The sequence below is a fragment of the Bacillus sp. SRL543 genome (assembly GCF_984799205.1).
Genome location: NZ_OZ481794.1, coordinates 1,740,596 through 1,755,021, shown reverse-complemented (window position 1 = coordinate 1,755,021; position 14,426 = coordinate 1,740,596). Strand labels below are relative to the sequence as shown.

Genomic DNA, 14,426 nt, shown 5'->3' with positions numbered 1-14,426 from the left:
GGCTGTCTATAACTTTCGTTCAACTATCACCAGGCTTCAATAATGAATAAATGCCAAAGCCGCCTGAAAAGAACCATATAATCCCAGTGACAGCATAGTGACCATAAAGGTTCTTTTCGGTGATTTCATGATGAAATTACCCAGAATAACGGCAAGGTAAAAAAATACAAAGAACATGAGAACATTATAAACTGGATGGTCATGCTTTGAAAGCCACTCCAGAAAAGTATAGCCGCTCCATATGATCAGCTGAATCATGATCACCGAATATGTCTTCATAGAAACACCGCCAATTGCAATATATATTTCCTTTATATGTTTGCTTGTAGTAAAGGCTTATATGTATTATATGTTCCACTCAGGCCGGGTATTTTTCAATTCTGTAACATTTGGGTGACAAGCGAATATATTACTATTTATTATGTTAAAATATGGGCTATTATGACGAAAATATTTACAGCTTTTAACACATTGAAGGAAGAAAAGGTGAGCATAAATGAAGGGTTTCCGTTTTTTACTGTTAGCTTCTTTTATGGTTTTGACCGTTTCCTGCAGCAAGACAAAAGCTGCTGATGACTTAATGCTGGATAGCTCGCAGATGCAGGTGATTTTCTTTACCGATGAATCTGACTATCAGAATGAAGCACCGTATTATGATGCGATCATAGAATTGAAAAGAGAATTCCCGGATGAAATAAAGAAAATGAGAGTTATAACTGCTGCCAAGGCGAAAAAGTATTATAATTCTTTTGAAATTAAAGGGTGCCCGGCCATTTTGATTTTGCACCAGGATGAAGTTGCAGCCAAAGTGAATGGCGATATGTCTAAAAATCAAATCGTGGAAACGATATCGAAAGCACTCAGAACTGATACGTAAAAAGACCTTCCCTCTTTGAGGAAAGGTCTTTTTTTCTAAGCAATAGGCTTGTCTTGCAAGCAGCTTTCGCTTTTCTCTAATTACTTAATGATGTGAATCGGGCTGCCGAGGGCAACTTCGGCTGCTTCCATAGTGATCTCACCAAGTGTTGGATGAGCATGGATTGTCATAGCCAAATCTTCAGCAGTCATGCCTGCTTCAATGGCAAGGCCAAGTTCAGCGATCATGTCCGATGCATTAGTACCGGCAATTTGCGCACCGATTACAAGGTCATCTTCTTTGCGCGTGATCAGTTTAACGAAACCATCAGTGCTGTCTAAAGCAAGGGCACGGCCATTTGCTGCAAATGGGAATTTGGCAGCATTGACTTCAATTCCTTCTTCTTTAGCCTGCTGTTCAGTATAACCGACTGAAGCAAGCTCAGGATCAGAGAATACAACTGCAGGAATACCAAGATAGTCAATCTCAGAATTGTGGCCCGCAATCGCTTCAGCTGCAATCTTGCCTTCGTAAGAAGCTTTGTGTGCCAATGGCGGTCCTTCGACAATGTCACCGATAGCGTAGATATTGCTTACGCTTGTACGGCACTGCTTGTCGATTTTGATAACACCGCGGTCTGACATTTCAACGCCTGCCTGCTCAAGGCCAAGCTCATCAGTGTTTGGACGGCGTCCAACCATTACGAAGACATAATCAGCTTCAACAGATTTCTCTTCGCCTTTTACTTCGTACTTGACGGTTACGCCGCTGTCAGTTTCGTCAACACCTTTTGCAAGTGCATTCGTGATGATTTGAGCGCCTTTTTTCTTCAGGTTCTTCTTAACCAATGAAGACATTTGCTTTTCAAACCCGTTCAGGATCTCGTCTGTTCCTTCAAGGATTGTTACTTCAGTACCGAAGTTAGCGTAAGCTCCGCCAAGCTCGGTTCCGATGTAGCCGCCGCCGATGACAACGATCTTGTTAGGAACTTCTTCAAGAGCCAATGCCCCTGTTGAATCAAGTACACGCTTTGTATATTTGAATGCAGGCAGTTCGATTGGACGGGAACCAGTTGCCACGATCGCATTCTTGAAAGTGTAAGTCTGTGAAGACTTCTCATCCATTACCTTCAGGGTATTGCTGTCAACGAAGAATGCTTCGCCGCTTACGATATCTACCTTGTTTCCTTTAAGAAGGCCTTCGACACCGCCTGTCAGCTTTTTGACAACTCCGGCTTTCCATTCCTGTACCTTTGTGAAATCAACTTTCACATTTTCCGCTGTAATGCCCATTCCTTCAGAATGCTTTGCATGTTCATAGCGGTGGCCAGCTGAAATCAAAGCCTTTGAAGGGATACAGCCGACGTTCAGGCAAACTCCTCCAAGAGTTCCTCTTTCAACGATTGTTACTTTTTGTCCAAGCTGTGCTGCGCGGATTGCTGCAACATAGCCTCCAGGACCTGCACCGATTACTATAGTATCTGTTTCAATAGGGAAATCTCCGACTACCATTTAATTACGCCTCCATTAACAATAGTTCTGGATCGTTGAGTAAACGCTTGATGTGGTTTAATGCATTTTGTGCTGTTGCGCCATCGATGATTCTGTGGTCAAAGCTTAAAGAAAGTGCAAGCACTGGTGCTGCAACGATTTCTCCGTCTTTAACAACAGGCTTTTCAGCGATGCGGCCAATTCCCAGGATCGCTACTTCAGGATGATTGATGACAGGTGTAAACCATTGTCCGCCCGCAGAGCCGATATTGGTAATTGTGCAAGAAGCGCCTTTCATTTCATCCGCAGCAAGCTTGCCGTCACGTGCTTTAGTTGCCAGGCTGTTGATTTCATCAGAGATGGCAAATGTAGATTTGCGGTCTGCATCCTTCACTACAGGAACAAGCAGGCCTTTCTCTGTATCAGCAGCTATACCGATGTTGTAGTAATGCTTGTGGATGATTTCGCCAGCAGCATCGTCGATTGACGTGTTGAGCGCCGGGAATTCACGCAGAGCACTTGTTAATGCTTTTACCACATAAGGCAAGAATGTAAGCTTGATGCCTTTGTTTGCTGCAACTTCCTTGAATTTCTTACGGTGTGCTACCAGTTTTGTTACATCAATTTCATCCATTAATGTAACATGCGGTGCAGTTTTCTTGGAATTAACCATAGCTTTTGCAATCGCTTTGCGGATTCCGCTCATTTTCTCGCGGGTTTCCGGATATTGGCCTTGAGGAGCTGCCGCCGCTGCTGGTGCCGCTGCTTCTTCTTTAGCTGCCTCTGCCTGTGGTGCTTCCTGAGCTGGTGCTGCAGAGCCGCCGTTCAGGAATGCTTCAATATCTTCCTTCAGCACACGTCCGTTTTTACCGCTGCCTGCAACCTGGCGGATATCCGCACCTTTGTCGCGTGCAAACTTGCGCACTGATGGCATAGCGATAATTCTGCGGTTTGGATCAACATCCGGCTGGGAGATGACAGTGCCTTTGCCTGTGTCTTCCTGTCCAGGAGCTTCTTCTTTCTTCACATCCTGGCCAGCTTCCATTGTTGATTGAACCTGTGCTTCCGTTTTTTCTGCCGGCGCTTCATCACCGTGTTCACCTTTAAATTGTAAATCCTCATACCCTGGTGCGTCAAAAGATACGAGCACTTGTCCGACAGTAGCAACGGTTCCTTCGCTGATATGGACCTCTTCAACTGTTCCTTCAACTGGAGATGGAATCTCTACTACTGACTTATCGTTTTGCACTTCGCACAATACGTCATCTTCTTGAACTTTATCGCCTGGCTTAATAAACCATTTTACGATTTCACCTTCATGGATACCTTCACCGATATCAGGCAATCTGAATTGGAATGACAATGGGTTCACCTTCCTGTTAGTAAATTGAGTGATGATGCAGGAAAGGGAGAAAAAACTTCCCTCTCCCATTAAAAATTTGATCTATTAGAAAGTAAGTACTTTTTTAGCTGTTTCCAGTACATCTTTGTAGTTTGGCAGCCAGATTGTTTCTGCTTGAGAGAAAGCATAGACAGTATCAGGTGCTGCTACGCGGAGAACTGGAGCTTCCAGGCTGAGAATCGCTCTTTCATTGATTTCAGCAACAACCTGAGCAGCTACGCCTGCCTGCTTCTGTGCTTCCTGGACAACAATGGCACGGCCTGTTTTCTCTACAGAGGCAATGATTGTTTCAAGGTCCAGCGGTGCGATTGTACGAAGGTCTACTACCTCTACTGAATAGCCTTCTTTTTCAAGTTCTTCCGCTGCTTTAAGTGATTCATGAACCATTGCTCCGTATGTGATGATGGACAGGTCTGAACCTTCACGCTTCACATCAGCCTTGCCAAGAGGAATTGTGTATTCTTCTTCAGGCACCTCTTCACGGAATGCACGGTATAGCTTCAGATGCTCAAGGAAAATAACCGGATCATTGTCACGGATAGATGAAATCAGAAGTCCTTTTGCATCGTAAGGAGTTGACGGCACAACCACCTTTAGGCCAGGTGATTGAGTCATCAGCCCTTCAAGGCTGTCAGAGTGAAGTTCCGGAGTATGAACTCCGCCCCCGAAAGGAGAACGAACAGTGACAGGTGAATTGTATCTGCCGCCTGAACGGTAGCGCATACGCGCCATTTGGCCGGCGATTGAGTCCATTACTTCAAATACAAATCCGAAGAATTGGATTTCCGGCACCGGGCGGAACCCTTGAAGGCCCAGACCAATTGCAAGCCCGCCAATTCCAGATTCAGCAAGTGGAGTATCGAATACGCGGTCTTCGCCAAACTCATTCTGAAGACCTTCCGTAGCACGGAATACACCGCCGTTTACGCCTACGTCTTCACCGAACACAAGTACGTTCGGATCATTGCGCATTTCTGTACGCAACGCATCGGTGATTGCCTGGATCATTGTCATTTGCGCCATCGCTTACTTCGACTCCTTTGCTTGGTAAATTTCATATTGTTCTTTAAGGTTCCGCGGCATTTCTTCATACATATTCTCCATGAAGTCTGTTACTTTCTGCTTCGGATAACCGTCAGCTTTCTTGATAGCTTCTTTGATGTCTTCTTTAGCCTGGTCAATTACTTCATTTTCCTTTTCTTCGCTCCAGACCCCTTTGTTTTCGAGGAACTTGCGGAAGCGGACTAAAGGATCTTTCTTTTCCCACTCGTTGTCAAGGTCAGACGTACGGTAGCGGGTAGGGTCATCGCCTGCCATCGTATGCGGGCCATAACGGTATGTCATAGTCTCGATGAGGGTTGGGCCTTCGCCATTTACCGCACGCTTGCGGGCATCGCTGACAGCTGCATATACTGCAAGAGGATCCATGCCGTCCACCTGGATTCCAGGGATACCTGCTGCCACTGCTTTTTGAGCTACAGTCTTAGCCGCTGATTGCTTTTCTACAGGAGTAGAAATCGCAAAGCGGTTGTTTTGCACAACAAAGATCGCTGGAGCCTTGAAAGCCCCTGCAAAGTTAAGACCTTCGTAGAAATCACCTTGTGAAGCTCCGCCGTCGCCAGTGTATGTAATTGCTACTGAACCGGCACCGCGCTTCTTCATTCCAAGAGCCACACCTGCAGCCTGGATGATTTGAGCGCCGATGATGATTTGAGGCGAAATCGTGTTCACGCCTTCAGGCATCTGGTTTCCGTGGAAGTGTCCGCGGGAGAATAAGAACGCCTGATAAAGCGGAAGGCCATGCCAGATCATCTGAGGCACGTCGCGGTATCCAGGAAGGATGAAGTCCTCTTTCTCAAGAGCAAACTGGGAAGCAAGCTGGGAAGCTTCCTGTCCTGCTGTCGGTGCATAGAAGCCAAGGCGCCCCTGTCTGTTTAGAGAGATTGAACGCTGATCAAGAATACGAGTGTACACCATGCGGCGCATCAATTCCTGGAGCTGCTCATCGCTCAATTCAGGCATTGCCGCTTCATTTACGACTTCGCCTTCTTCATTCAATATTTGAAACATTTCAAACTGCTCTTCTACCGCCTCGAGCGCTTTTTTAGTATCCAATTGTGCTTTCTTCGTTTTAGAAGCCATCTTTGTCACCCTTTCCTTTCATAAAAAAGACATTATTTTAAGAGATAAATACACAAAGCTTAGAATACCCAAAATGAGTTCATCTTAGAAATCTGCTTTTGTTTTTTCCCTATTATGTTTAGCCGTCCATGCGAAAAAACTGTCCGGCTTATCCTTTGACAGCTGCAAATACATAGTTTTACTTAGTTTTCCACAGTTGCCTCCGGAAAAAACGTCTATTCTGATATTCTTTTGAAACATTTTCTGTATCATTGAATTCCACATGACTCACTGATACAAGCAATGAAATCACCTTACTCATTTTATTATAAGAAATTCATTACAGTCAATTATTTAAACCTATTTTTTAAAAATATTTTCGAGTGTTTTATAAAACTGTATTAATAAGTTCGCAGTAACTGTACTATAAAAAAGAAGTCTTTTGCAGGATGTGTTATAACAAGAGAAGAATTATTTACGAAGAATTATTTTAATAAAATAATTTTTATACAAATTCAAAAAACCTTTCGGCATCCGTGCCGAAAGGCTTTTTGAATATTCTTTGGAAAAGCTAAGCTTCAATGCTGGTGATCACTCAGCAGCAACCTCTACTCCAGCCTGCTTGTAAAAGGATATTTTTATTTCATTATACTTTTTTGTCAGCTCATTAAATTCTTGATTATGTGCCATCAGCTGTTCGTAGGATTGATTGATCTTGCCAATCTGGGCTTCAAGCTGCTCCATTGTCAAATCTTCTTTCTTGAACAGCGAATACAGCTCTTTGTCCAGTTCAAGGCCATTCTTATATTCACTGTATAGTTTATCATGGACGCTGTAGCGGTCCATCATCACTTTGTACAGTTCCCCGGCACTTTCTTTTGCTTCCTTATCCTCAATATCAGAAATGACATCCTCCAGCGGCGCAAATTCCTCTTTTGAGGCCTCTATGCTCTCCTGCTCTTTATTCATGAGCTCTTCCCTCTTATCCACTGCTTCAAGAGCTTCATCAGACAGGTTTTTGATTTGGTCGAATTCCTTCATGCCTAAGGCAATGATCTGATCATACAGCTCTTTTTCCTGTTTTTCCAGTTTCACAAGCGGATCCTGCTGCTTTTCAAACCCATCTTCTGCATCTGCGGTTTTCTCCAGTATGCTGTAGGCTTTTTCACCTGGTGTCTCCTTGTTCATGCATCCCCCGAGCACTAACAAACTTAAAAACAATACTGCTAGTACTTTTTTCTTTCTGATAATGGACATCATTAAACCCCCTAAATGGAAAATAGCTGTTACAAATAAGCTGCAGACAGGTATGGTCCAAGACTTTTCATGAATCTTACGAAAAAGCTTGTCCAACCATTTAATTAGAATTCAGCAGGATAATGCCATAAAGATACATATTCCCCATTCTTTTCATTTATGACTGGGCAGCGGCCTACACCAATTTTCCCGTCTTTCATAGGCTATAGTAAATCGTCCATAAAACTTATAAATATGTAGGGGACGATACTTTATTTCAGGGAGGTTATCCTTATGTATGGTTATGGTGGATACGGTCACGGCTGCGGCTACCCTGTAGGCGGAGCCGGCTACGGAAGAGGATTTGCTTTAATTGTCGTTCTCTTCATTCTTCTCATTATTGTAGGCTGTTCCTGCTGGAAATTCTAATACAAGCCGAAAAGGTGCTTTGACAGAGCACCTTTTCTTTATTAACTTTTTCCTTTATGTCTGTTAGACTATTGACGTACATACAGCTCCCTGAAACTTTAATCAATTACCCGCCGACACAGCGGTTAAACCTATTATAATAAATTTCTGCCGAAAAAGGCATGCACAGGAGTGGATTCTTAATGATAACAGTGGCGGATATTATCCGGGATGGCCACCCATCCCTCAGAAAAATGGCAGAAGAAGTACCATTGCCGCCTTCACGGGAAGATAAACAGACTCTTGCCGATATGATGGAATATGTAAAGAACAGCCAAAACCCTGCCCTGGCTGAAAATTATGGGCTTAGACCAGGAATCGGGCTTGCTGCCCCCCAGATTGACTGTTTGAAAAGGATGATTGCAGTCCATGTAACAGATTCAGACGGAAAACTGTACAGCTATGCACTTTTCAATCCAAAGATCATCAGCCATTCGGTAGAGAAAGCATATTTGACATCCGGGGAGGGCTGCCTCTCCGTCGACCAGCCTTTTCCCGGATTTGTACCCCGCTATGCAAGGATTACCCTTAAAGGCTTTGACATCGACGGCAGAGAAATAAAACTCAGGCTGAGAGGCCTCCCGGCAATCGTCTTCCAGCATGAGATCGATCATTTGAACGGTGTGATGTTTTACGACCACATCAATAAGGAAAGCCCGTTTGAAATAATGAAGGATGCCCTCCCGATTGAAAGGTAATCTTAAAAGGAGAAGCAGGCTTGTTTGCCTGCTTCTTTTTTTTATATAAGACCAAGCTTTTTCAATCCGTTCCAGATTCCATCTTCCCCAACATCTGCAGTGATATAGTCCGCATGCTGCTTCACTTCTTCTGCAGCATTGCCCATGGCCACCCCCGTGCCCACGGCCTGGAGCATTTCAATGTCATTCAATCCGTCTCCAAATGCATAAACATCCTCAATTGCAAAGCCGAGGCGGCTGATCATCTTCTTTATGCCCTCTGCTTTTGAGCCTCCGGCAGGAAGGACATCGACGGAATGGGGATGCCACCTGATGAAGTGGAATTTCCCGTATCCGTCGCGATACTCCTGTTCCAGACTGTCATCCATAAAAATGAGGGACTGGTAAATTTCCCGCCCATTATAAAAGCTTTCATCTTGATCAGGATGCGGAAACTTGAGCGTACCCAGGCTTTCCGCAATGTGGGGATGATGGGAAACACTCGACTTCATGGTTGATTCATTCATGAAAACGAGCGGATGCCCGTTCCTTCTCCCATGCTCCAGCAGCCTTTCCAGCTCTGCAGTATCCAAAGGATTGGCATATATAGGTTCATTTTCGAATACAACGTACTGGCCATTGAAGCTGACGTAAGAATCAATGCCCAGCTCTTCCCGCAGGCTTTCATACATGAAAGGAGCACGGCCGGTCGCGATTGCCGTAAATACCCCTTTTTCCTGAAGAAGCCCGATTGCTTCCTTCGTTTTTACCGGCAGGTTTTTCCCGTGGTCCAGCAGTGTACCATCAATATCAAAAAAGACAATTTTCTTCATTTCTTACTTCCTTTCCAATTCCATGAACTGCATTCCTAAGCAGCCAAATCCTGTTTCTTTTCCCGCCTGACTTTATAGGAGGATATATATATGCCAAGAAAAATGACAGCCAGGCCAACAGCCATACCTGGTTTAATATGCTCGTCAAGGAGAAAGTAGCCCCAGGCAATTGCCGATATAGGGACAATATAAGTTACGAGGGAGGCAAACTCCGGGCTTCCCTTCTGTACAAGGAAATAGTATAGCAGATAGGCAGCGCCTGAGCCCAGGGCGCCGAGTATAATCAGGGATCCCAGCCTTTCCGGCTCAAAAAGAAGCGGTATGGCGGAAGGGGATGCAATCCCTGTATACAGGCCGCTTGCCAGGGCCGCGGATGTGAGCGTAAAAAGGGAAATCTGAAGGACCGAAACTCCCTGGAGATGTTTTTTGGACAGATGAGTTCCCAATCCATAGCAGAAGGCTGCCATTGACATGAATACGATTCCGGCCGTATTGCCTTCTGCCAAATCCCCGGCCCGGAAACCGCTTAGTATAAAAATGCCAAGAAACCCGATCATTATGCCGGCCCACTGGCTCTTTCGGAGCTTTGAGCCGAAGAAAAGCCACCCGATGATGATCGTCCAGATCGGTGTAGTAGCATTAATGACTGAGGCCATACTGGAGGAAATGGCCGTCTCGCTTTTAGAAATAAAATACCAGGGAAGTGCATTATTAATAAGCCCGACCAGAAACAGCATCCTGAAAGGCAGACGTTTCCATTGGACCTTCTCTCTTTTAATAAAGCTGATTCCCCACAATGCAGCTGCACCAAATAAGCATCTGCCAAAGACAACCGCCTCAGGGCCTAAATCATGGAGCAGAATCTTAATAAAAAGGAATGATGTACCCCAGATCAGGCTTAAGCCGATCAACGCACTATAAAGCTTACCCATTTACCCACTCTTCTTTCCAAGATGATGACTTTTACTCTGTTAAAAGCTAACTCTTGGACTGCTAAATGTCAATGCAGCATTTTTAACATTATTCCATCATTATCCATGAGATTTTTGGCTTTTTCATCATATAATAGAAGAAAAGGCGGCTCTCTTATAGCCCCCAAAAAACGGTTGGGTTCGGCAGCAGTGATTGTATTCCTTTACAATGGACAAGGTTGCGTTAAAATAGGAAGTAAGGAGATGATCCACTATGTTAAAGAAGCTGCGCAAAAAGCTCCTAAAACAGTGGAAAGACATGCTTCGCAAAAAAACGATCGCATAAACCTTGAGCCCTTCAAACTTGCGAAGGGCTCCTTCTTTAAGGTAAATTGTATTACATAAGAAAAGCGGAGGCGACTGTTCAGGTGCGACAAGCATAAGCCACGGAAGAATAAAAGGCGCTCTTTGCCTTTAATTCTTCCGTGGCTTATGACTCGATGCTTCAACAGCCTTCTGCGGGAAACACGTCCTGGCGATAGGAAAGGCAAAAAAGACAAACTGTAATCCTTGCGGGGGCCGTTCGTTAAACCCCGGAAATATAAGGAAAAACAGTGCTTTCTGTTCTTTTAAAAGAAAAAACATGAAAAACATGTTATTTTTTTATATAATAGAAAAAGTTATATCGGATTAAGGAGCGATTTATGATGATTTTTAAAGTTTATTACCAGGAATCCATTAAACAGGTGCCTGTAAGGGAAAAAACGAAAACGGTTTATGTAGAAGGAGATTCTCAAAAAGATGTGCGCAACAAACTGGCGGGCCAACCTTATAACATTGAACTGGTAACCCCTGTGGAAGGCGACTACCTGGAATATGAAAAACAAAATGAAGACTTTAAAGTATTGGAGATTTGATAATTTATGAAATTTGTCAAGAATGATCAAACAGCTGTATTTGCCCTTGGTGGACTTGGGGAAATTGGCAAAAACACTTATGCAGTCCAGTTTCAGGATGAAATCATCCTGATTGATGCTGGAATTAAATTCCCGGAGGACGAACTCCTGGGAATCGACTATGTTATCCCGGATTATACGTATTTAGTAAAGAATGAAGATAAAATCAAAGGCCTCTTCATTACGCACGGACATGAAGACCATATCGGCGGCATTCCCTATCTTCTGAGACAGATTAATATCCCTGTTTACGGCGGGAAGCTTGCCCTCGGTCTGCTTCGCAATAAGCTTGAAGAACACGGCCTCCTGAGAAAGACAAGAATGATTGAAATCAAGGAAGATGATATTATCAAATTCCGGAAGACTTCTGTCACTTTCTTCAGGACTACACACAGTATTCCGGATTCATACGGCGTCGTAGTGAAAACACCGCCAGGCCAGGTAGTCCATACTGGGGATTTCAAATTCGACTTCACCCCTGTTGGCGAGCCGGCGAACCTTACAAAAATGGCTGAGATCGGCAAGGATGGAGTACTTTGCCTCCTTTCTGACAGCACCAACAGTGAAATTCCTAACTTTACAATGTCTGAACGGCGCGTCGGCGAAAGCATCCACGACATCTTCCGCAAAGTGGATGGACGGATTATTTTTGCGACATTCGCTTCAAATATCCACCGCCTTCAGCAGGTTATCGAGTCTGCTGTGATCAACGGAAGAAAAGTGGCTATTTTTGGACGGAGCATGGAAGCAGCAATCAACATCGGGCGGGAGCTTGGCTATATAGTCGCTCCTAAAGATGTATTCATTGACGCACAGCAGATTAACCGGCTCCCTGCCAACCAGGTTACCATCCTTTGTACAGGAAGCCAGGGAGAGCCTATGGCAGCCCTTTCTAGGATTGCCAATGGCACACACCGCCAGATACAGATCATCCCTGGGGATACCGTGGTATTTTCATCTTCCCCTATCCCGGGTAATACGATCAGTGTAAGCAGAACGATCAATATGCTTTCACGGGCTGGTGCAGAAGTTATTCACGGGCCTTTGAACGATATCCATACGTCAGGGCACGGCGGCCAGCAGGAACAAAAGCTGATGCTCCGCCTAATTAAGCCGAAATTCTTCATGCCGATCCACGGCGAGTACAGAATGCAGAAAATGCACTCAAAACTGGCGATAGAATGCGGCATCCCTGAAGAAAACTGCTTCATTATGGACAATGGAGAAGTACTGGCCCTGAGCGAGGATACCGCACAGGTGGCAGGAAAGATTCCTTCAGGTTCTGTTTATATCGATGGAAGCGGTGTAGGCGATATCGGAAATATCGTTCTCAGGGACCGCAGGATCCTTTCTGAGGAAGGACTGGTCGTTGTCGTAGTCAGCATCAACATGAAAGACTTCAAAATTTCTGCAGGTCCTGATATCATTTCCCGCGGTTTCGTGTACATGCGTGAATCAGGCGACTTGATCAGCGATGCCCAATCCTTGATCTCTAAGCATCTGAACAAGGTCATGGAAAGAAAAACGACACAGTGGTCTGAAATTAAAAATGAAATTACCGACACACTTTCGCCTTTCCTTTATGAAAAAACAAAACGCCGTCCAATGATCCTTCCGATCATTATGGAAGTATAATAACCCGCATAGAAAAGCACTCACAAATTGCTGTGAGTGCTTTTTTCCTATCGCTGGCATTCTGTGACTGCTGCCGCTTTCGCAAGTCCGGCTTAGGCCATCAGTTTTTTCTCAAAGCGGTTGATATCGACATCGGCTCCGATTACGATAAGGATATCATCTTCCCGGATTACTTCATTTGCCTGCGGGGATACAATGATTTCATTTTTTCTTTTTATCGCGACGATGTTGATGCCGTAATTGGCACGTACATCCAGATCGATGATCGAATTCCCGCCAAGCTTGTCGCTTGCCACAATTTCCACGATGCTGTGTTCGTCGGAAAGTTCGAGATAATCCAATACATTGTTGGAAACAATATTATGGGCAATCCTTCTGCCCATATCCCTTTCCGGATGGACAACATGGTCCGCCCCGATTTTGCGCAGGACTTTCTCATGATAATCATTTTGCGCCTTGACGGTAATCTTATTTACACCGATTTCCTTCAAGATCAATGTTGTAAGGATGCTGGCCTGGATATTATCGCCGATCGCTACAATGACATGGTCGAAATTCCTGATGCCCAGACTTTTAAGAACATTCTCATCGGTGGTATCCCCGACGACGGCATGAGAAGCAATCAGGGCAAATTCGTTTACCCTGTCTTCATCATTGTCGATGGCCATAACCTCCATGCCCTCTTCTGCGAGCGCCCTGCAGATACTTCCTCCAAAGCGTCCCAACCCTATTACGGCAAATTCTTTTTTCACGGATATTCCTCCAGCAGTTTCAAAGTTCGTCTCTATTTTATCATAGCTTAACTCTTAGTAGCATTCACTTTTCACCCTTAACATAATCTGCGTTAAATAAGAACAGCCTCATCAAAAGGATCAGTGACGGGATGAGGAGCAGCAGTCCTGCAATAAATGCTGCAACCAGCGCCGACCCCATCTCCGGATTTGTATAGCCTGAATAGATCGTTATATACGGGTCAAGGATGTAAGGGAGATGGGAAGCGCCATATCCGAAAAAGGCGAAAAAGAACTGAAGCATGACCAGGATAAAGCTGGTTCCTAATCTCTTTTTCTTATAAACCAGCAGCACAGCAGCCAGGAAACAGAGAAGCGACAAACCAAACATCCACCAAATCTCCAAAGCATTGTTGAAATGGCGCCCATTATGCTCCCTTAATGATGCAAAGACAAGGAAGCTGGCAAGTATGGTCGGCGGACTCCAGAACAGCGCAAATGTCCTCAGAAGATCCCTTGCCGGAATGTCTCCTGCCCTGTCTGCATAATAAGTAAGAAATACCGCACTGATAAAGAGCACCGATACAATTGCAAGAATCACAACAGACCATGAATAAGGGGAACTCACAAGCTCCCCGGCAAGGAAAATGACCTTATTCCCCTGTTCTTCTATAAATCCCCCTTCTGAAATCGTCAATGCCGTCGACAATGCTGCGGGTATCAGCAGGCCTGTTGCTCCGTAAAGAAATAAATAAATTGAATTGTCCTTGGATCCATAGTTGCCGAATGCATAGAATGAGCCTCTAATGGCAAGCAGAATCAAGGCGATGCTTCCAGGTATCAATAAAGCAGTTCCATAATAATAGGCTGCGTCCGGAAAAAAGCCGACTAGCCCGACAAAGAAGAAAACAAAAAAGACGTTGGTCACTTCCCATACAGGAGATAGATATCTGCTGATTATATGGCTGATCACATGCTCCTTCCCCGTCACCCGTCCATAATAGGCAAAAAAGCCGGCCCCAAAATCTATTGATGCCACAATAACATAACCATAGAGAAACACCCAGAGAACCGTTATGCCCAGGATTTCAATGCTCATGGCCTCCACCC

Annotated in this window: 16 protein-coding genes; 6 read left to right on the top strand and 10 right to left on the bottom strand. The window is 44.7% G+C overall.

Annotated features, from left to right (window positions below; all coding sequences use genetic code 11):
* Positions 1-36: 36 nt before the first annotated feature.
* A complete protein-coding gene (locus AC4E8B_RS08905; protein WP_490218301.1) occupies positions 37-279 on the bottom strand; it encodes a hypothetical protein in 243 nt (80 codons plus the stop codon).
* A 217-nt stretch (positions 280-496) separates the two neighbouring features.
* Here AC4E8B_RS08905 and AC4E8B_RS08900 point away from each other — a divergent pair, with 217 nt between their 5' ends.
* Entirely contained in the window at positions 497-877 is a 381-nt protein-coding gene (locus tag AC4E8B_RS08900; RefSeq protein ID WP_490218299.1) for a small peptidoglycan-associated lipoprotein, read from the top strand.
* Between the two features lie 80 nt (positions 878-957).
* On the opposite strand, the gene lpdA is transcribed toward AC4E8B_RS08900, so the two are convergent.
* From lpdA to AC4E8B_RS08875, 5 genes are all read right to left on the bottom strand, one after another.
* Positions 958-2,367 carry a dihydrolipoyl dehydrogenase gene (gene lpdA / locus AC4E8B_RS08895; RefSeq protein ID WP_490218297.1) on the bottom strand — a complete coding sequence of 470 codons (1,410 nt, stop codon included), beginning with the start codon at positions 2,365-2,367 and terminating at the stop codon, positions 958-960.
* A 4-nt stretch (positions 2,368-2,371) separates the two neighbouring features.
* Positions 2,372-3,709, bottom strand: a complete 1,338-nt coding sequence (locus tag AC4E8B_RS08890; RefSeq protein WP_490218295.1) for a dihydrolipoamide acetyltransferase family protein — start codon at positions 3,707-3,709, stop codon at positions 2,372-2,374.
* Positions 3,710-3,793: 84 nt separating this feature from the next.
* Positions 3,794-4,771, bottom strand: coding sequence for an alpha-ketoacid dehydrogenase subunit beta (locus tag AC4E8B_RS08885; protein ID WP_490218294.1), 978 nt, complete (start codon positions 4,769-4,771; stop codon positions 3,794-3,796).
* Between the two features lie 3 nt (positions 4,772-4,774).
* Positions 4,775-5,890: a pyruvate dehydrogenase (acetyl-transferring) E1 component subunit alpha gene (gene pdhA, locus AC4E8B_RS08880; RefSeq protein WP_490218293.1), complete on the bottom strand. Its 1,116-nt coding sequence runs from the start codon at positions 5,888-5,890 to the stop codon at positions 4,775-4,777.
* Between the two features lie 570 nt (positions 5,891-6,460).
* Positions 6,461-7,057: a YkyA family protein gene (locus AC4E8B_RS08875; protein WP_490218291.1), complete on the bottom strand. Its 597-nt coding sequence runs from the start codon at positions 7,055-7,057 to the stop codon at positions 6,461-6,463.
* Positions 7,058-7,399: 342 nt separating this feature from the next.
* On the opposite strand from AC4E8B_RS08875, the gene AC4E8B_RS08870 reads away from it, so the two are divergent.
* Both AC4E8B_RS08870 and def read left to right on the top strand, forming a co-directional pair.
* Positions 7,400-7,534: a YjcZ family sporulation protein gene (locus AC4E8B_RS08870; RefSeq protein ID WP_490218289.1), complete on the top strand. Its 135-nt coding sequence runs from the start codon at positions 7,400-7,402 to the stop codon at positions 7,532-7,534.
* Between the two features lie 182 nt (positions 7,535-7,716).
* Positions 7,717-8,271: a peptide deformylase gene (gene def / locus AC4E8B_RS08865; protein ID WP_490218287.1), complete on the top strand. Its 555-nt coding sequence runs from the start codon at positions 7,717-7,719 to the stop codon at positions 8,269-8,271.
* Between the two features lie 41 nt (positions 8,272-8,312).
* Here def and AC4E8B_RS08860 read toward each other — a convergent pair whose 3' ends face one another.
* Entirely contained in the window at positions 8,313-9,083 is a 771-nt protein-coding gene (locus AC4E8B_RS08860; RefSeq protein ID WP_490218286.1) for a Cof-type HAD-IIB family hydrolase, read from the bottom strand.
* Positions 9,084-9,118: 35 nt separating this feature from the next.
* Positions 9,119-10,015, bottom strand: a complete 897-nt coding sequence (locus tag AC4E8B_RS08855) for a DMT family transporter (protein WP_490218284.1) — start codon at positions 10,013-10,015, stop codon at positions 9,119-9,121.
* Positions 10,016-10,120: 105 nt separating this feature from the next.
* Between AC4E8B_RS08855 and AC4E8B_RS08850 the strand changes: the two genes are divergently transcribed.
* The 3 genes from AC4E8B_RS08850 to rnjA all read left to right on the top strand — a co-directional run bounded on the left by AC4E8B_RS08850 (position 10,121) and on the right by rnjA (position 12,585).
* A complete protein-coding gene (locus AC4E8B_RS08850; RefSeq protein ID WP_490218283.1) occupies positions 10,121-10,399 on the top strand; it encodes a hypothetical protein in 279 nt (92 codons plus the stop codon).
* A 302-nt stretch (positions 10,400-10,701) separates the two neighbouring features.
* On the top strand, positions 10,702-10,911 hold the full coding sequence (locus AC4E8B_RS08845) for a DNA-dependent RNA polymerase subunit epsilon (RefSeq protein WP_490219584.1): 210 nt from the start codon (positions 10,702-10,704) through the stop codon (positions 10,909-10,911).
* A 6-nt stretch (positions 10,912-10,917) separates the two neighbouring features.
* Positions 10,918-12,585, top strand: a complete 1,668-nt coding sequence (rnjA, locus tag AC4E8B_RS08840) for a ribonuclease J1 (protein WP_490218281.1) — start codon at positions 10,918-10,920, stop codon at positions 12,583-12,585.
* Between the two features lie 92 nt (positions 12,586-12,677).
* Here the strand turns inward: rnjA and AC4E8B_RS08835 are convergent, their stop codons facing one another.
* Together AC4E8B_RS08835 and AC4E8B_RS08830 are read right to left on the bottom strand one after the other, a co-directional pair.
* Complete coding sequence (locus AC4E8B_RS08835; RefSeq protein ID WP_022543668.1) at positions 12,678-13,337, bottom strand: potassium channel family protein; 660 nt, start codon at positions 13,335-13,337, stop codon at positions 12,678-12,680.
* A 64-nt stretch (positions 13,338-13,401) separates the two neighbouring features.
* Positions 13,402-14,415, bottom strand: a complete 1,014-nt coding sequence (locus AC4E8B_RS08830; RefSeq protein ID WP_490218279.1) for a cytochrome d ubiquinol oxidase subunit II — start codon at positions 14,413-14,415, stop codon at positions 13,402-13,404.
* Between the last annotated feature and the right edge of the window lie 11 nt (positions 14,416-14,426).